The 17,100-nt window shown below is 44.8% G+C and carries 20 protein-coding genes and 1 other annotated feature; of the genes, 15 read left to right on the forward strand and 5 right to left on the reverse strand.

Annotation, left to right across the window (positions count from 1 at the left end):
• The first annotated feature begins 22 nt into the window (after positions 1 to 22).
• Positions 23 to 421 (forward strand): GFA family protein, encoded by a 399-nt coding sequence (locus tag F0261_RS08605; protein WP_014979726.1) that lies wholly within the window; start codon positions 23 to 25, stop codon positions 419 to 421.
• Positions 422 to 741: 320 nt separating this feature from the next.
• A complete protein-coding gene (locus F0261_RS08610) occupies positions 742 to 1,437 on the forward strand; it encodes a calcium-binding protein (protein ID WP_171337711.1) in 696 nt (231 codons plus the stop codon).
• 50 nt (positions 1,438 to 1,487) lie between these two features.
• On the opposite strand, the gene F0261_RS08615 is transcribed toward F0261_RS08610, so the two are convergent.
• From F0261_RS08615 to F0261_RS08625, 3 genes are all read right to left on the reverse strand, one after another.
• Positions 1,488 to 1,706 (reverse strand): hypothetical protein, encoded by a 219-nt coding sequence (locus F0261_RS08615; RefSeq protein ID WP_014976939.1) that lies wholly within the window; start codon positions 1,704 to 1,706, stop codon positions 1,488 to 1,490.
• Between the two features lie 85 nt (positions 1,707 to 1,791).
• The gene (locus F0261_RS08620) at positions 1,792 to 3,096 is read right to left on the reverse strand and encodes an alpha-amylase family glycosyl hydrolase (RefSeq protein WP_171337713.1); all 1,305 of its coding nucleotides are present in this window, start codon (positions 3,094 to 3,096) and stop codon (positions 1,792 to 1,794) included.
• A gap of 114 nt (positions 3,097 to 3,210) precedes the next feature.
• Complete coding sequence (locus F0261_RS08625) at positions 3,211 to 4,119, reverse strand: sulfite exporter TauE/SafE family protein (RefSeq protein WP_014976941.1); 909 nt, start codon at positions 4,117 to 4,119, stop codon at positions 3,211 to 3,213.
• A gap of 153 nt (positions 4,120 to 4,272) precedes the next feature.
• Here F0261_RS08625 and F0261_RS08630 point away from each other — a divergent pair, with 153 nt between their 5' ends.
• The 4 genes from F0261_RS08630 (at position 4,273) to F0261_RS08645 (ending at position 7,187) form a co-directional block, all read left to right on the forward strand.
• Complete coding sequence (locus F0261_RS08630; RefSeq protein ID WP_014979732.1) at positions 4,273 to 4,755, forward strand: DUF2244 domain-containing protein; 483 nt, start codon at positions 4,273 to 4,275, stop codon at positions 4,753 to 4,755.
• 116 nt (positions 4,756 to 4,871) lie between these two features.
• A complete protein-coding gene (locus F0261_RS08635; protein ID WP_257721543.1) occupies positions 4,872 to 5,141 on the forward strand; it encodes a DUF6482 family protein in 270 nt (89 codons plus the stop codon).
• A 180-nt stretch (positions 5,142 to 5,321) separates the two neighbouring features.
• Positions 5,322 to 5,894: a YSC84-related protein gene (locus F0261_RS08640; protein WP_014950022.1), complete on the forward strand. Its 573-nt coding sequence runs from the start codon at positions 5,322 to 5,324 to the stop codon at positions 5,892 to 5,894.
• A 303-nt stretch (positions 5,895 to 6,197) separates the two neighbouring features.
• Positions 6,198 to 7,187 carry a hypothetical protein gene (locus F0261_RS08645; RefSeq protein WP_253819305.1) on the forward strand — a complete coding sequence of 330 codons (990 nt, stop codon included), beginning with the start codon at positions 6,198 to 6,200 and terminating at the stop codon, positions 7,185 to 7,187.
• Between the two features lie 78 nt (positions 7,188 to 7,265).
• On the opposite strand, the gene F0261_RS08650 is transcribed toward F0261_RS08645, so the two are convergent.
• Positions 7,266 to 8,306: an MBL fold metallo-hydrolase gene (locus F0261_RS08650; protein ID WP_171337715.1), complete on the reverse strand. Its 1,041-nt coding sequence runs from the start codon at positions 8,304 to 8,306 to the stop codon at positions 7,266 to 7,268.
• Positions 8,307 to 8,468: 162 nt separating this feature from the next.
• Here F0261_RS08650 and F0261_RS08655 point away from each other — a divergent pair, with 162 nt between their 5' ends.
• Positions 8,469 to 9,242 carry a ParA family protein gene (locus F0261_RS08655; RefSeq protein ID WP_075177533.1) on the forward strand — a complete coding sequence of 258 codons (774 nt, stop codon included), beginning with the start codon at positions 8,469 to 8,471 and terminating at the stop codon, positions 9,240 to 9,242.
• A gap of 15 nt (positions 9,243 to 9,257) precedes the next feature.
• Here F0261_RS08655 and F0261_RS08660 read toward each other — a convergent pair whose 3' ends face one another.
• Positions 9,258 to 9,497 carry a hypothetical protein gene (locus tag F0261_RS08660; RefSeq protein WP_014950026.1) on the reverse strand — a complete coding sequence of 80 codons (240 nt, stop codon included), beginning with the start codon at positions 9,495 to 9,497 and terminating at the stop codon, positions 9,258 to 9,260.
• A 230-nt stretch (positions 9,498 to 9,727) separates the two neighbouring features.
• Positions 9,728 to 9,846, forward strand: a sequence feature (His leader region).
• 50 nt (positions 9,847 to 9,896) lie between these two features.
• Between F0261_RS08660 and hisG the strand changes: the two genes are divergently transcribed.
• From hisG to hisIE, 8 genes are read left to right on the forward strand one after another with little or no spacing between them, the layout of a single operon-like run.
• Positions 9,897 to 10,799 (forward strand): ATP phosphoribosyltransferase, encoded by a 903-nt coding sequence (hisG, locus tag F0261_RS08665; protein ID WP_014950027.1) that lies wholly within the window; start codon positions 9,897 to 9,899, stop codon positions 10,797 to 10,799.
• A gap of 13 nt (positions 10,800 to 10,812) precedes the next feature.
• Positions 10,813 to 12,117 (forward strand): histidinol dehydrogenase, encoded by a 1,305-nt coding sequence (gene hisD / locus F0261_RS08670; RefSeq protein ID WP_171337717.1) that lies wholly within the window; start codon positions 10,813 to 10,815, stop codon positions 12,115 to 12,117.
• Positions 12,117 to 13,196, forward strand: a complete 1,080-nt coding sequence (gene hisC, locus F0261_RS08675) for a histidinol-phosphate transaminase (RefSeq protein WP_061486115.1) — start codon at positions 12,117 to 12,119, stop codon at positions 13,194 to 13,196. The genes hisD and hisC overlap by 1 nt, the downstream gene beginning before the upstream one ends.
• Entirely contained in the window at positions 13,193 to 14,263 is a 1,071-nt protein-coding gene (gene hisB / locus F0261_RS08680) for a bifunctional histidinol-phosphatase/imidazoleglycerol-phosphate dehydratase HisB (RefSeq protein WP_014950030.1), read from the forward strand. The genes hisC and hisB overlap by 4 nt, the downstream gene beginning before the upstream one ends.
• Positions 14,263 to 14,892 (forward strand): imidazole glycerol phosphate synthase subunit HisH, encoded by a 630-nt coding sequence (hisH, locus tag F0261_RS08685; RefSeq protein WP_039225202.1) that lies wholly within the window; start codon positions 14,263 to 14,265, stop codon positions 14,890 to 14,892. Before hisB ends, hisH begins: the two co-directional genes overlap by 1 nt.
• On the forward strand, positions 14,892 to 15,629 hold the full coding sequence (gene hisA / locus F0261_RS08690; protein WP_171337718.1) for a 1-(5-phosphoribosyl)-5-[(5-phosphoribosylamino)methylideneamino]imidazole-4-carboxamide isomerase: 738 nt from the start codon (positions 14,892 to 14,894) through the stop codon (positions 15,627 to 15,629). Before hisH ends, hisA begins: the two co-directional genes overlap by 1 nt.
• On the forward strand, positions 15,611 to 16,423 hold the full coding sequence (gene hisF, locus F0261_RS08695) for an imidazole glycerol phosphate synthase subunit HisF (RefSeq protein ID WP_039222819.1): 813 nt from the start codon (positions 15,611 to 15,613) through the stop codon (positions 16,421 to 16,423). The genes hisA and hisF overlap by 19 nt, the downstream gene beginning before the upstream one ends.
• On the forward strand, positions 16,420 to 17,037 hold the full coding sequence (gene hisIE, locus F0261_RS08700; RefSeq protein WP_171337720.1) for a bifunctional phosphoribosyl-AMP cyclohydrolase/phosphoribosyl-ATP diphosphatase HisIE: 618 nt from the start codon (positions 16,420 to 16,422) through the stop codon (positions 17,035 to 17,037). The genes hisF and hisIE overlap by 4 nt, the downstream gene beginning before the upstream one ends.
• The last annotated feature ends 63 nt before the right edge of the window (positions 17,038 to 17,100 follow it).

Here is a 17,100-nt window from a genome sequence, read left to right on the forward strand (position 1 = left end):
ATTTCACAAAAAGGGAGTTTTGATGAACATTTACAAAGGGTCTTGTTTATGTGGTTCGGTAACTTTTAAAATTGAGGGTGATTTTGACAGTTTTTATCTGTGCCACTGCAAACATTGTCAAAAGGATACAGGTTCGGCCTTCGCAGCCAACCTGTTTTCAAGTTCGGCTATATTAACTTGGGCATCGGGTGTTGACGCGGTAGTCAACTTCACGCTCGAGAACACGCGTCATAGCAAAAGTTTCTGTAAAATTTGTGGTTCAGCTCTTCCTTGTACTCAACTCGGTGACATTCTAGCCGTACCCGCTGGGTGTCTGGACACGAAACTACTGATTAAACCTACTGCACATATCTTCGGCGTAAGCAAAGCTGCGTGGGCAGAAAGCTTAGAAACTATTACAAAATTCGAACGTTTACCGTAACAAACATTGAGTACTCATACGAAACCTAATGGCTTTATACTAAACAAAACTCGCTGCTTGAATAACGGCAGGTCGATTGTTGCTCGCATTCACAACATTCTCCGCTTAACGTGTTCCGTTTTTGTCAAAAATAGCGAGTAACTTTTTCAGAAAATTCTATAGATTTCACAATTCCGCCTGTCGTCACCCAACCTTTCAAAAAACATAAACCAATGATCTAAAAACATTTTATTGAAATGGCATATGCTGTGAATAACTCCATGTGAATACTCTCCTCCGTTTTTAAGCAGTATGGAGGCCGAAAAACCAAGGAGTTAGATATGAAAAAATTAACAATTGCTACACTAATCAGCGCCGCACTTTCTACTGCCGCGTTTGCCGGCAATGGTATCGAAAAAATAGACACCACATTTGCCGATTTGGATAACGATGACAACGGCTATATTTCACGAGAAGAAGCTGACGACGATGAGATTTATGCGCACTTTTCCAAAATTGATACCAATTCAGACATGCAGCTTTCAATTAAAGAGTTCAATGCTCATGTAACGAAGCACCCTCAACATTTCGATGACGACGTGCTTGCAACGGTAAAATCGATGAAAGAGAGTATGGGTACAGAAGGTACAATGGAAACGGAAGTTAAAGTTAATACTGATGTCGATGAAGTGGTTGCCGCAACGAAAGACAAAAGGCTGACTCACGAGTTAAGAGCTAAGACTGAGTTGAAGGCTAACGGAAACTTAGAAAAGACAAACGTTGACAAAGTGGCTGAAGATACTGTTGTTCACGATAATACGGTTATCGCAGATGAAGCGGTCATTGCGCGAAGTAAATTTGAGATGATGGACGCTAACAGCGACGGTAAGCTTACTAAAGCTGAAGCCTCGCGAAGTGGTGTAACACGTGATTTTGATAATATTGACGCAAATGACGATGAATTAATTACGCGTACGGAATTTAAGCGTTATCAGAGTAAGTCTGAAAATAACTCAAGTGATAGTTCTGAAGAGTAATGACTAAGTTGTACTAGCTCAGATTAGATCTGAGCTAGATTCTTTAGCATCTAACTTTCGGGTGTTGACTTAATCACTTCCTCGATTTCACTGTTACCACTCAAGCGTGCGAGATCAATAAGATAACCTTTTTCTAGCTTATCCAAAGTGTGTCCTTCAAGTCGCGCTTTTACCTCTTCAACATCACCATTGGCAATAGAAGTTTTAAGCGCTGCATGATTATTTAACGATCGGTCTTCTGTTTTTTCAGCTGAATCATTCGCAGTCATAGTTCATCCTTAATTTTCACTTAGTAAAAAAACATTAGTGCTTTTTACCTTTTGTAGTTAAAGATGAGACTAAACGATCACACCGTTATGCCACCCATATCTCGAACTGCCAAGGCGTGAGTTTACACACTGAATCAGCTCCGAAGATTTTCTTTTCGTCGCGCTCCCAGTGCGCATACTCACCTTCAAACAATGGTTCTTCAAACGTTACATCAAGCTGCTCATTTGAGAAATTAATCACAACGAACACTTTTTCATTTTCACTACAACGTACAAAACTAAAAACCTTATCCATCTTAGAGTTTGGCACCTGTATCATTCTTGCCCCGTACTCTCCGTTCCCTAGCACGGCTTTGGACTTTTTAAGAGCAATTAGCTTGCGGTACAAGTTGCCTATTTCATGTTTTTGCCAGTGTATTGGATCGCGCTCAAAGAACGCTAAACGCTTGGTTTCCCCAGCTTCTTGTCCGTTGTGAATGAGCGGCATACCTTCACCTACCACAGACAACGCAATGCAGGCTTCAAGCGCATCACCAAATTGTTCGCGCTGAGTGCCATCCCAGGCATTTTTGTCATGATTACTAACGAAGGTCATTCTGTAAGCGGAGTGAGGCCAGCTGCGTTCGTTCCACGAATAATACTTGCGCAACCTATCCAGCGAACATTGTCCGTGTGCGAGTTCGTGTAGCGTCTCGTTCCAACTCCATGCGTATGTCATATTGAACGCATTTTCGTGAAGGTCGCGATTCTCCCATTCAGCCAACATGAAGACTGGTCTGATTGCGCTTAGCGTTTGCACTGCTTGCTGCCAAAAATCGTTGGGGACATACCCCGCTACATCACAGCGAAACCCATCAATGTCGAACTTTTCAACCCAATAACACAACGCGTTAATCATGTATTTGCGAAGGCCAACCTGTTCATAATCGAACTCAATGATATCGCTCCAGTCCCACCACGGAGATGGGCGAAAATCTCCTTTGTAGTCTTTGGCGTACCACTCGGGGTGCTGTTCAGCCAAAGGATTATCCCACGCACTGTGATTTGGCACCCAGTCTATGATGACTTTTAGCGAAAGCTTGTGCGCTTCTTCCACCAGCGCTTTGAAATCCTCTTCGCTACCAAATTCAGGGTTAATGGGCAGATAGTCTTTTACTGCATAGGGACTTCCAAGCTCTCCCTTTTTATTCTTTTCACCAATAGGGTGTACAGGCATAAGCCAAACAATATCAGCGCCAAGTGATTTAATGTGGGATAACCCCTTTCTCACTCCTTCAAAATTTCCTTCCTCTGAAAACTGTCGTGTGTTGACCTGATAAATAACAGCGTGAGATGACCATTCTGGCTGAAGCACGTTATATCGTTTCTTAGGAACAGGATTGATATCCATATTATCTTTCCCTATCGAGATTAGCGTTTAGAAGAAGAATCTGGTTCTGCGTCGCGTTACTTTTAGGCTTTAAACTGAGGTGAGCTAAGCTGTTAACTGCCGCAAGCTCGTGGCTTAAAGAATAGGTAAACTTGTAACACCTAAAATTAGTACCCAAATACCGAAAAAAAGTTTTAGACGCTGAACCGAAAATGCTAAAACAACAAACTTTGCAATCGTTCCACCGACTATTGCACCTGCCCCAGCAAACAAAACAACCTGCCATACCACAGACTCGCTTATAAAAGCGTGATACGGCAATGCAGACCACACAGTAAAAGCCGACAAGATAACCGCGCTGGCAATAGACAAAGTTACATTAAACCCTCGAATTATGAGGTAAACAGCGACTAACTCTCCTACTCCTACCGAAAGCCACGCGGTGATAATGCCGCCTAAAAAACCAATGAAAGGTAAAAGCAAAAGATCTTTCGTATGTAAGTCTTTTTTGAAATGGGTACGCTTCATTAGCGGAATAGAAGCAAATATTGCGATTGCTAATAGAATAGAAAAACTACCAAAAGCGATGTGAAGGTTATTGGCCCCACCCCACAAATGCTCTAGAAGCCTTGTACTTTGAGAAGAATACTGAGCGAATCCTATGCCGCATATTGACGAGGGAACCGTTAACATCAGTACACTGGGTAATGCCTTCCAATACTGATCATACTTGTGTTGGTGTTTATAATACGCGGCCCAAGTTAGTGCCCCCGCGGTCATACCACAGCATTGGATGGCGAAACTCGTTGCCACAACGCTTTGCGCAGAAAATGACAGGTAGTTAAAAAACGGAACGAAAACCACGCCACCGCCAGCTCCAGTGGCGTTCGCAAATATAGCACCAATAACGCCAAGAACGCTGAAAAGCCCGAACTCTTTAACAAGCTCAATAGGGGCTGGTTGCGCTAGCAAACTGCCGATCCATAAAAATAAAAGTACTATCAACGCTGTTTTGCCAGCGTTTTGCTTGATGAGAGAAATCACATACGTCCTTAAGGCAGAAAATACGGCAAGTTACACGGCATGACTTTTCTAAGCACGCAGCCAACTAGCACCTGTACAATTTTCAAACTATTGTTATCCCACTACGTATAAGGCTTTACTTACACAGATATCATATACAGCATATTAATAAACATGGTTGAAGTATCTACATTTGAGCACCAGGTGCAACTGCATCTTTCGCCAAACCGCTCAGCAACATGGCAACAGACAAAGCACCTTATTGCAGCTTTTGCCCTTTTTATCAGCTCGATAGCTATTGCTTGGTCACTGGCCGGTGCGTGGGTCATATTACCTTTTGCAGGATTGGAGGTCGGGTTACTGACACTGATTATGTATTTAGTTTCTAAAGCAACATACCGCTGGGAGACGCTCTTAATTTCATCAAACAGCATTCAAGTCACTAGCTCAAGCGGTATCAGCATAGAATTCTTCCGACCGGATACGTCCTTGTACTATAAAAAAGACTTGAGCTTAAAATGTGCGCCACAGCTTGTGCTACAAGCCCCTCTACAGCAATTTGAAGTGGGATCATTTTTAAATTTAGAGGACAAAGAGCGTGTCCATAAATGTATGCAAAAGGCGGGGATCGCAGTATGTTCGAATAAGTGGTGGTAATTCGTGTTGCTTTGATTTGCAACTAATGCGTAAGGCTCCTTATCGTGCATGACACAAAATTAATGATCATTGTGGCTATTTTCGACTAATTAGATATAAGACGCAGCTAAAACGAGTTGCGACCTAATGAGGGTTACACTATGAACTTATACATTGAGTCACTAGAAGGCGGCAATTACCTCGCATCAACCGGTATGGGCGCCTCACGCACCTTGGTTCGCGACAACAAGTCACAACCTAAAACGTTTCACTGTTTGAACGAGATTAGGGAGCATTTTGACTCTCAAGCCTTTGAGAAAGTTTGGCTCCGTCAAAGCACACCGTATGAAGAAATGGTTGGTCAAACCGATCATCCCGGTGCGTTAGAGCTTGAAATTGAGTGGTAGCGACTTGCAGGTGTACTAGCAAGTAAGACCAATAGTTTTCAACGTTTCATGCACCACTTAGCACGTTTTTTGCGTACAACTAATGTGACGTAAATTAAAACGGTATTTTATTGAATTAGAAACAGTAAGAATGGTCTTCTTCTGTAGTTAATAAAACACCTACATGCTAAGGAGAATTGCATGAAAATAAGTAAGTTAGCGATTAAATCTGTGTTTGTGGCTGCCGTGTTAGCCTTAACGGCGTGCGCTTCGATGGGCGATGGAACTGTTGCTGAAAAGCGACAAGCTATTTTAGATATGCAAGATAACGCGCTTGCCCGCCTTTATTCTGAAAAGCCCGATACGCGCTCTCAGGTAAAAGACGCTGCCGGCTACGCCGTATTTACCAATGCTAACATCAACGTATTCTTTGTGGCGGCGGGCACAGGCTACGGTGTTGTAAACAATAATGTAACCGGCGCAAAAACATATATGAATATGGCCGAAGGTGGCGTAGGCCTTGGCTTAGGTGCAAAAGATTACCGAATTGTTATGGTTTTCCACACACAAAAAGCGATGAATCATTTTATTGAAAATGGATGGACCGTAGGTGGTAACGCGGATGTAGCAGCGAAAGCCGGTAACAAAGGTGCATCTGCAGAAGGCGAAGGCTACTTGGGTAACGTCACAGTGTATACTATGACTGAAAGCGGCCTTACATTACAGGCCACTGTTAAAGGCACGAAATTTTGGGTAGATAAAGAACTAAACTAATTCTGCCCTAACTATTCCTAACCATATTAGCGATTAGCGCTCCAACACACCGAAGGCCTCTTGAATGCAAGAGGCCTTTTCATTTTTCTGCACAACAGCCCGCTACCGCTCTAAAGCTTTAGGCTGTCTGAATCACCGTAATAAGCAGTGTCGTGTTCCCCATAGCTTCTCTTACCACCGCCGTGTATACAAAAGTCTAAATTTAGGGGGAAACCCTCATAACTGAATTGAACACTCGTGACTACGCTTTACTTGCAAAAGGCTCGCTTAGCAGCACGCTAAGCCATAAACGAGGGTTTCATCATGCAACCAAAAAACAACAAAGTGATAGGAGCAGTAGTAAGAACGATATTAACGAGCGCATTGTTCGCTTCGGCGACGGTAGGCTTTTCAACTAACGCGGCAATAATAGGCAGCAGTTATGGAAATGCAGTCCATGTCGACCTTTCCATTACAAGTAATGTAGGAGGTATGGTCTCTGCAATCGCTAACTCAACTATTAACTTAGCCCATACCAGCGGTAGTGCTCCTGAAAATTATTCACAGATTGACACTATCATTGGCGCAAGCGCAGATGCTTCGGGTACGTTGGGCAGCCCCATCGACGTTACAGAGTTTGATGGCGCGCTGTCCACCGCCATTATTGAAGGCGAATCTCAATCGTCTTTAACGAGTTTTGTTCCGGCAAGCTTTTTTACGTCAGGCCGCGGAACCATAAACGACCTTAATCTTGACTTATTTTCAGACTTACTTGGAATAAGTGGCTTTTTAACGCTAAGTGCTGATGTACTTTCCACAGTCTCGCAAATTGACGGAAACGCCACGACCGGCTCAAACGTGAATCTATCTACAGCAGGTTCATCAGACATCGTGGATGTGGAAGTGAATCTTTGGGGACATACCGTAACGGCTACTGCACTTGAAAATCAGTCTCTCTTTGCAGGTTTGAATATCGCTGACTTTGGCTTGGGAATATTTGTTAATGAAGTCGAAAAGTCGTGTTCCAACACCTCTTGCACAGAATCACGCAACGCGGTTAGAGTATCTTTCGATGATTTCTCACTCAATGCATTTTACGATGCACTATTCCCTGCTGGCGGGCCGTTAACCGGGCCAGTGTTTAACTTGACCAACAACCCTATTGTCAACGGCGAGATCATTTTAGCTAGCTCGTTTGCTACAACCTCTTCTTCAACTGAGGTAAGTGCACCCTCTACGTTTGCAATTTTTATTTTCGCAGTAGGCTTATTGAGTGCAAGAAGATTTAATAAACACAAAATACTACAGAAATAACGTTTGAAAATCTCAAGGCAGAAGGAGCAAGTCTACGGTTTCTCTCTTTCTTGCCTTGAGAATCATATCGCTCACATTTTACTGAGCACGGTTTTCCTCAATCTGCATCCACTGTGCTCTTGTACAATTCTCGAGAAGCTCAAATGCTTCAACAACCACATCTTCTCCTTGTATAAAAGGATGTGCCTGATTATCTTTCCTATCCGTTAACGCCTTAAGCTTATCTCTTGTTCCGTCTCTTCCAGGGTGATTTGACAAAAATACATCAATATTTTTTTCTTTCACCAACGCTTTCATTGCATTGGCCGAGTTTGTATAAGACTTTATTCTTGCGACATCCGGACCATAATTGAGCCCTGTGCCGCCCCATAATACAGCGCGATGCCGTTCATCTCCATCGATCACAGGGAGAACGATAGTAAGCGTACCCGGTGTATGTCCAGGCGTTACATAAAACGCTAACTCAGTGCCATTCACGTTGAGTACATCCCCATCTTCAATCAGTAAATCTTTTTCAGGTTTTGCTCCCCAGCGATAGCTTGCAAACGCGTCGTTTTCTAACACGTGCCACTCAATTTCACTCATCACAATACGTGGACTATAAACTGATTTAATTAGCCCAAAACCACCGTAATGATCGCCGTGTCCATGAGATATGATTAGATGGGAAATCGGCTTATCTCCCAACCCGAGTGCCGAAAGTCCGTTAAGGATATAATGTTGAGCTTGTTGGTTATTATTTAGCGCGTCTACTAAAACTATACTTTCGCCCGTATCAATTGCCCAACTTGCTACGTTGCCAGCGCCGACATAATAAAGGTTATCGAAGACCTGTTGAGGTGGAATTTGACGACGGACTTTAGCATTTCCTTTTACTTCGCTATCACCATTACTGCGCTCGGATCTCTCGCGCCTATTTTCGCTAATAACGAACATATTCCGCGGCTCTTGACTAATATCGCAAAGACTCGCCAATCCAGGAAAATGCTTAGCACTTTTCAATCCTTTATCCGCGTAATATTGCGCAGTGTATGCATCGGCTGAGTAAGTATTATTGGACATCCAAACCGCCAGAAGCATTATTGCAAGCTGCCATATAGACTTTTTTATATTAACCATAACGCTTTCCATTCTAGGTATATAAAACCACGTTGTTTTGCGGTGTTGATTTTTTCACTATTTGGGACAAATGTATTCAGTTTGCATTAAACCATAAACAATATTTTGCATAAGCACTTTTAATTGGGCATATTTTAAACACAACTGACGAAGGGATTTCTTATGATAATCGTGGTGTTTAATCAAAAAGGCGGCGTAGGCAAATCGACCATTAGCACCAATTTAGCTGCGCAAAGCGCTAAGCTGGGTCATAAGACCTTATTAGTAGACTTAGACGCTCAGGGAAATAGTACTCACTACGTGGGATTTAACGCCAGTGAACAAAGCCTTACCGTGGCCGATATGTTCAAACAAGTAGTTGGCATTTTCAGAACAGCCAAGAAGCCTAACGCGTTCGTGCATGCAACGCCTTATGAAAACCTCTTCGTTATGCCTTCTTCTCCTGCGTTGGCAGAAGTCGAGCGAGAGCTCGAATCACGATACAAAATTTTTAAACTTAAAGACGCGTTAAAGGAGTTAAAAGACGAATTCGACAACATTTTTATCGACACGCCTCCTAATTTTAATTTTTATTCTAAAGCGGCACTTATTGCTGCTGATGGCTTTTGTGTCCCCTTTGATTGCGACGACTTCTCGGCACAGGCGATTGAGCGTTTACTTGAAAATGCAATGGAACTAAAAGAAGACCACAACCCTGAACTGCGTTTGTTGGGTATTGTTGTTAATCAATTCAATAGCCAAGCAAAGCTTCCAAGAGAGTTAATTGAGACACTTAAGCAGCAAGATTTGCCAGTGTTAGAAAGTTATATAAGTGCCACGGTAAAAGTGAAAGAGTCTCACTCTAAGCGAATGCCGCTGCCTTTCTACTTACCTAAGCACAAAGTGACGAATCAAATTGCGGCTTTATTTGAAGAACTCAATGCGAGCAAAACCTAACGCTAACAAGTTTCGCTAAACATCAATATCAATATGCTTAAGCCCACCCTCGCTGTTACCTCGCTCTTTATCTTTCGAGTTTTCAGCTGATTTTTCGATAATCTCAGTTCGCTTCACGTCTTGAAACTGATCGCGCTCTTCTTCACTGAAATGCTCGGACTTTTTGGTCTTTTGCACTTTCTTCACGCGGTCGTCCGTCTCAATCGGTACTTTTGTGTTGCGAGGCAAAATGGGAAACAGTAGATCGTTGCTCATACGCCCTCCAGAAGTTTGCATTTGTCTCTATAACTTATCGGCAACGAGTTGCCTAAAATTACGGTTCAAAACTAATTCATAACGAATTGTTTTATTATATACACATTAAATTAGAGTTAATGTGCCAAAAGAGTTCACTTTAGCCTTGCAAATCCTAATTCAAAACGCTAATGTTTCAGCCGTTCGAAATTAGGAATTAAAATTTTCAAAATGATTAACTGCGCGACGAAACATCACCATCACCACAAAGCATAACCTTTCAGGTTCGTGCTGGAAGGTCTATGTATCCTTCCAGTGGCGCAGATAAAACAAATTCTCGACCCTCGGAAGGAAACTTCCGGGGGTTTTTCGTTTTAGGCGCAATCAAAAGTTAAAACACAACGTGTAAGGAACGTTTCAATGAGTAACAGCAAAAGACTTCGAATTGCCGTACAGAAATCAGGTCGATTGAGCGATGACAGCATTGCCCTACTGAAAGCTATAGGCATTAAACTCAATATTCGTGATCGCCTGCTGATTGCGCATTCTACGAACCAGCCTATTGATTTGCTTCGCGTGCGTGACGACGATATTCCAGGTCTTGTTATGGATGGTGTAGTAGACCTAGGCTTTATTGGCGAAAATGAGCTAGAAGAGAAAATGCTAGAGCGTAAAGCTGCGGGCAAGCCATTCGAATATGAAGTATTGCGTCGTCTAGACTACGGCGGCTGCCGCCTGTCTATTGCGGTACCTAATGAGATGGATTATCAAGGAATCCAGTCGCTAGAAGGCAAAAAAGTAGCAACAACTTACCCCTACCTACTTGAGCGCTACTTCAAAGAACAGGGCATAAATGCAAAGGCTGTAATGCTACAAGGTTCTGTGGAAGTGGCCCCACGAGCAGGTGTAGCTGACGCTATCTGTGACCTTGTATCTACCGGTGCAACCCTTGAAGCTAACGGTCTTGTTGAAAAAGACGTTATTTTCCGCAGTAAAGCGGTACTTATTAAGCGCGCTGATGGCGAGCTTAGCGACGAGAAAGAAACACTGGTTAACCGACTAATGCCACGTGTTGATGGCGTATTACTAGCAAAAGAAAGCAAGTACATCATGCTACACGCACCAAAAGCGTATTTAGAGCAGGTGAAAAGCCTACTTCCAGGTGCTGAAAATCCTACGGTTCTACCACTTGCTGGAAATGAAGAACAAGTTGCTATCCACGTTGTTTCTACAGAGACCTTGTTCTGGGAAACCATGGAGAAACTTAAAGCCCTTGGTTGTAGCTCTATTCTTGTAATGCCAATCGAAAAAATGATGGGCTAAAAGGCAGGCAATTATGATTACTTGGTCATCTCTTTCGGTAAATGAGAAAAAACAGGCGCTAGCCCGCCCGGCTATGGCCAATAGCCAACAGTTAAAGCAGACCGTGGGCGACATTATCGCCCGCGTTGAAAAAGAAGGCGATGAGGCAGTACTTGATTACACACGTAAATTTGACTGCCCAGACTTAACTAGCCTTGTACTTTCACAAGAAAACATTGATGCTCTTGCTGCGAAGGTAACGCCAGAGGTAGCAAGTGCTATCGATACTGCGTTCAACAACATAAAAATGTTTCACGAAGCGCAAATGCCTAGTGATATCGCGCTAACCACAACGCCTGGTGTTAAATGCGAGCTGCGCTTCACCGCCCTTGATGCAGTGGGTCTTTATATTCCAGGCGGCAGCGCGCCGCTTCCTTCTACCGTATTGATGCTAGGCGTACCTGCATTGGTGGCGGGCTGCGAAAATAAGCTACTTTGTACTCCACCAAACAAAGAACAGCTTATCGCGCCTGAAATTGCGTATGCGGCCAGAAAGTGCGGTATCGATAAGATCTTTTTATGTGGTGGTGCCCAGGCAATCGCTGCTATGGCCTTGGGAACCGACAGCATTCCTCAAGTAGATAAGATTTTTGGCCCAGGTAACAGCTTTGTGACTGAAGCTAAACAGCAAGTAAGCCAACGTGCTGATGGTGCAGCTATTGATATGCCGGCCGGCCCATCAGAAGTGTTGGTACTTGCTGATGAGTTCGCAAACCCTGAGTTTGTAGCGGCCGACCTGCTTTCCCAAGCCGAGCACGGTCCAGACTCGCAGGCTATTTTGGTGTCTAACAGCGCTACACTTATTGAAGAAGCAAAAGCCGCGGTTGAACGTCAATTAGCAACCCTATCTCGCGCTGAGATTGCACGCCCTGCTATGGAAAATGCGCGTTATCTTTTGGCTGATTCCATTGAGCAAGCCATTGAAGCAAGTAACGCCTACGCTGCTGAGCACTTAATTGTACAAATAGAGAATGCCCGTGATTATTTGCCAAAAATTAAATACGCAGGCTCTATATTCCTAGGCCCGTGGTCACCAGAATCTGCAGGTGATTACGCGTCGGGCACTAACCACGTACTGCCAACCTATGGCTATGCTAAGAATTACTCTAGCCTTGGATTATTAGACTTTATGCGTCGCTACACTATTCAAGAACTAAGCGCAGACGGCATGCGTAATTTAGGCCCTGCGATTATGGCACTTGCAGCTGCCGAGGGCTTGGATGCACACGAACAGGCCGTTGCACTTCGCATGCAGGCACTTAAGCAAGGAGACGCCTAATGTCGGCACTTATCGATAACCTAATTAACGAAAATTTAGTGCCGCTAAAGCCGTATGAATCGGCTCGTCGCTTGTTTTCAGGTGGTCAAGACTGGCTTAATGCCAACGAGTCACCTTATGCCAACGAATACAGCGTAGATAGCAGCAACTTTAACCGCTATCCGTCATGTCAGCCCGAAGCGGTAGTCAGTGGTTACGCAAACTACGCCGGGCTAGACAAATCGCAGCTTATTGTTACCCGCGGCGCAGATGAAGGCATTGAACTGCTTATTCGCACCTTCTGCACGCCGGGTAAAGACAGCATTCTGATATGCCCGCCTACCTACGGTATGTATGCAATCAGTGCTGAAACCTGTGATGTGGGCATTAAGAAAGTGCCGCTTAACGACGACTTTAGCCTTAACGTGAATGCTGTATGCGCTGAAGATGACGTTAACGTGATTTTCATCTGTGCGCCCAACAATCCAACCGGTACGCCAGTTGCTCGTGAAGACATTAAAACCGTGCTCAATCACTTTGCCGATAAAGCACTGGTTGTTGTAGATGAAGCGTATATTGAGTTCGATGCCGACAATACGTGGGCAAATGAGATTAACAACTATCCAAACTTGGTGGTACTTCGTACGCTGTCTAAAGCGTTTGCTCTTGCCGGTCTTCGCTGTGGTTTTACACTTGCTCAGGCACCCGTCATCCAAGCACTACTTAAAGTGATAGCGCCCTACCCCATTCCAGAGCCAGTAGCGCAGATTGCTGCACAAGCATTGTCGGCTGAATCGCTAACGTTACTTGAGCTTCAGGTGGCTACCATTAACCGGGAAAAAGAGGCCCTAGCCGAAGCGCTGGAATCTATCGAAGGCTTTGAATTAGTGGGTGATAGACGAGCAAACTTTATCTTATTCCGCTACGCAAAAGCGCAAGCCCTAATGCAGTACTTGGTAAGCCAAGGCATGCTTATTCGCGATCAATCAAAACAGCTTAACTTACAAAACTGTTTACGCGTAAGCATAGGCACTGAAGAGCAAAACCAGCGTTTAATGCAGCTAATTAACGAATTTAAAAATAATGAGGACGCGGCATGAGTCAGCAAGCCATTTTATTTATTGACCGCGACGGTACACTCGTAGAAGAGCCGCCAGTAGATAAGCAATTAGATAGTTTAGAGAAGCTTGTTTTCGAGCCAAACGTTATTCCTGTGCTACTTAAACTAAAGGCAGCTGGGTTTAAACTCGTGATGGTAAGTAACCAAGACGGCTTGGGTACAGACAGTTTCCCGCAAGAAGACTTCGACAAGCCACACAATGCCATGATGGCCATTTTCGAAAGCCAGGGTGTAGTGTTTGACGACGTGCTTATTTGCCCGCACTTCGATGCTGATAACTGCACATGCCGCAAACCCAAGCTTGGCTTAGTACAAGAATACCTACAGCAAGGCAAAGTGGACTTCACTCGTTCGTTTGTTATTGGTGACAGAATTACCGATGTACAGCTTGCTGAAAACATGGGTATTCGCAGCTTTCAGTACAACCGTGAAAGCTTAAACTGGAACGATATTCAGAAAAGCTTGTTAGCGTCTTCACGTATTGCAGAGGTGGTACGTACCACCTCTGAAACCGACATTCGCGTGCGTGTAGATCTTGATTCGCAGGCTAAGTCGACAATTCAAACCGGCATGGGCTTTTTTGACCACATGCTAGACCAAATTGCTACCCACGGTGGTTTTGAGCTAAACCTCACTACCGATGGCGATTTGCACATTGACGATCACCACAGTGTAGAAGACACCGCGCTTGCCCTTGGTGAAGCGCTTAAAAAGGCACTAGGCGACAAACGCGGTATTGGTCGCTTTGGTTTCGCGTTGCCAATGGATGAATGTCGTGCGGAATGTATTATGGACATTTCTAACCGCCCACACCTTAAGTTTGACGCTGAATTTAGCCGCGACCAGGTAGGTGAAATGGCCACCGAAATGGTACCGCACTTCTTCTATTCGCTTGCACAAAGCATGGGGCTATCGTTACACCTTTCCACCAGCGAAGGTAATGCTCACCACCAAGTAGAAAGCCTGTTTAAAGTATTTGGCCGTGCGCTACGTCAAGCCATTACGCGCCAAGGCGATGCACTACCAAGTAGTAAAGGAGCCCTGTAATGTCAGTGGTAAACCCCAGCCAGCGACAAAAAATAGTCATAGTAAATACCGGCTGCGCGAACATTTCATCAGTACGCTTTGCCCTTGAGCGCTTAGGCGTTGAAGTGGACGTATCTGACGATGTAAACGTAATTAAAAGCGCTGATAAAGTGTTTTTACCCGGCGTAGGAACAGCGGCAGCAGCGATGGCAAGCATTAAGCAAAAAGCGCTAGTGGAAACCCTGCAGTCGCTTACCCAACCTGTGCTAGGCGTATGTTTAGGCATGCAACTTATGGTTGAAACCAGCGCTGAAGGTGGTTTTCAAGGTACAGGCAACATCGACTGTTTGAACCTAATGCCAGGTCATGTGGCTCGCATGGAATCAAAAGGCGTGCGCTTACCTCATATGGGTTGGAACACAGTCTCTCATAAAGAAGAAAGTTTATTTAAGGGCATCCCACAAGATACCTACTTTTACTTTGTGCACAGTTTTGCCGTTCCTGAATACGAGCACACGCTTGCAAGCTGCACTTATGGTAATACTTTTTCAGCAGCGATAAATAAAGACAACTTTTACGGGGTGCAATTTCACCCAGAACGTTCTGGCGAGGCCGGAGCACAATTACTGACTAACTTTGTGAACCTATAATGATTATTCCAGCGATTGATCTTATTGACGGACGCGTAGTACGCCTTTATCAAGGCGACTACGAGCAGAAAACCCAATACGAACTGGACCCCGTTGAAGTGGTTCACGACTATGCTGACCAAGGTGCAACCTGGTTACACATTGTTGACCTAACAGGCGCTAAAGACACCAGTAAGCGTCAGCTTTCGCTCATCAAGTCTATGGTCGACACCAAGCGCATGCAGTTTCAAGCAGGCGGCGGTATTCGAAGCGAAGAAGAAGTGGCGCAGTTACTCGAAACAGGCGTAAGCCGCGTAGTGATTGGTTCTTTGGCTGTAAAACAACCCGAGCTTGTGAAGTCTTGGGTAGAAAAATATGGCCCAGAGCACATTGTACTGGCCCTTGATATAAATATTAGCGACACCGGTGAAAAGCTTATTGCTACCCACGGTTGGCAAGAGAATTCGGGCGTAGCCCTTGAAGGCTTGCTTGAAGACTTCGCTAAAGTGGGCGCAAAGCACGTACTGTGCACCGACATTAGTCGCGACGGCACGCTACAAGGTGCGAACACTAAGCTGTATCAAGAAATGGCAGCCCGTTTCCCACACGTTAGCTGGCAAGCGTCTGGCGGTATAGGTAGCATCGCCGATATTGAAGCGTTGAAGCCGACTAACGTTGGCGGCGTTATTTTAGGCCGCGCGTTACTGGAAGGTAAGTTTACGGTGAAGGAGGCTATCGCATGCTGGCAAAACGCATAATACCGTGCCTAGACGTACGCGACGGCAAAGTTGTTAAGGGCGTTCAGTTTAGAAACCACGAAATTATTGGTGATATTGTACCTCTTGCTGAGCAATATGCGAAAGCAGGTGCCGACGAACTAGTATTCTATGATATTACCGCGAGCTCTGATGCCCGCGTAGTAGATAAAAGCTGGGTAAGCCGTATTGCACAGGTTATTGATATCCCTTTTTGTGTTGCTGGCGGCATTAAGAGTATTGAAGACGCTGGGCGTATTTTGGAAATGGGTGCAGATAAGATTTCGATTAACTCCCCTGCGCTTAATAATCCAGACCTTATTAACCAGCTGCACGACGTTTATGGACAACAGTGCGTCGTGATTGGTATCGACAGTTTCTATAACGAAGCAACCGACCAATACGAAGTGTACAAATTCACTGGTGATGAAGCGCGAACGCAAAAAAGCCAGTGGCAAACCATCGATTGGATTAAAGAAGTTCAGTCGCGCGGTGCTGGTGAAATTGTACTGAACTGCATGAACCAAGACGGCGTGCGCAAAGGCTACGATGTGAAGCAGCTGAAAGCCGTGCGCGATATCTGTGAAGTGCCGCTAATTGCGTCGGGTGGCGCGGGTGAAATTGCCCACTTTACGGATGTGTTTCAACAGGCTGACGTAGATGGCGCGCTTGCAGCATCGGTATTTCACAAAGGCATCATCAACATTGATGAGCTTAAAGCAGAGTTAACCAGCAATGGCGTTGCCATGCGTAAGCGTCACGGATTAACGGCGCAAGCAGAAGGAGTAAACCCGTGATCATTACTAACGAAAACAGCAATAAACTGTCTTGGGACAAAATGGACAACCTACTACCAGCCATTGTGCAAGACGCACTGTCTGGCAAGGTATTAATGCAGGGCTACATGGACCAAGACGCATTGGCGAAAACCCTTGAAACGGGCAAAGTGACATTCTTCAGCCGTTCAAAACAGCGCCTGTGGACCAAGGGTGAAACATCTGGTAACACGCTAGATTTAGTGAGCGTTGCTTGTGACTGCGATCAAGATTCACTGTTGGTACTTGCCACCCCTAACGGCCCGACATGCCACACTGGTGTTGAAAGCTGTTGGTTTGACGGCAACACACCAGCCTTTACGTTTCTTGCAGATTTAGAGCGTGTATTGGCTTCCCGTAAAGACGCTGATCCAAAAAGCAGCTATACCGCTAGCCTTTACAACAAAGGCATTAAGCGCATAGCGCAGAAGGTGGGCGAAGAAGGTGTAGAAACCGCATTGGCGGCTACTGTGCACGACAAAGAAGAGCTTAAAAACGAAGCCGCTGACTTGTTGTACCACTTAACGGTACTGCTTCAAGCTAGCGATATGTCGCTAAACGATGCACTTGATGTGTTGCGTGAGCGCCACAAGTAATCCGTTGTAAAACTCGTTTATTATTCAAAATGCCCTTCTCGTTTTCTACGCGAAGGGTATTTT

Origin of the sequence: Alteromonas sp. 07-89-2 (assembly GCF_013113925.1) — a bacterium.
GTDB classification, from domain to species: Bacteria; Pseudomonadota; Gammaproteobacteria; order Enterobacterales; family Alteromonadaceae; genus Alteromonas; species Alteromonas macleodii.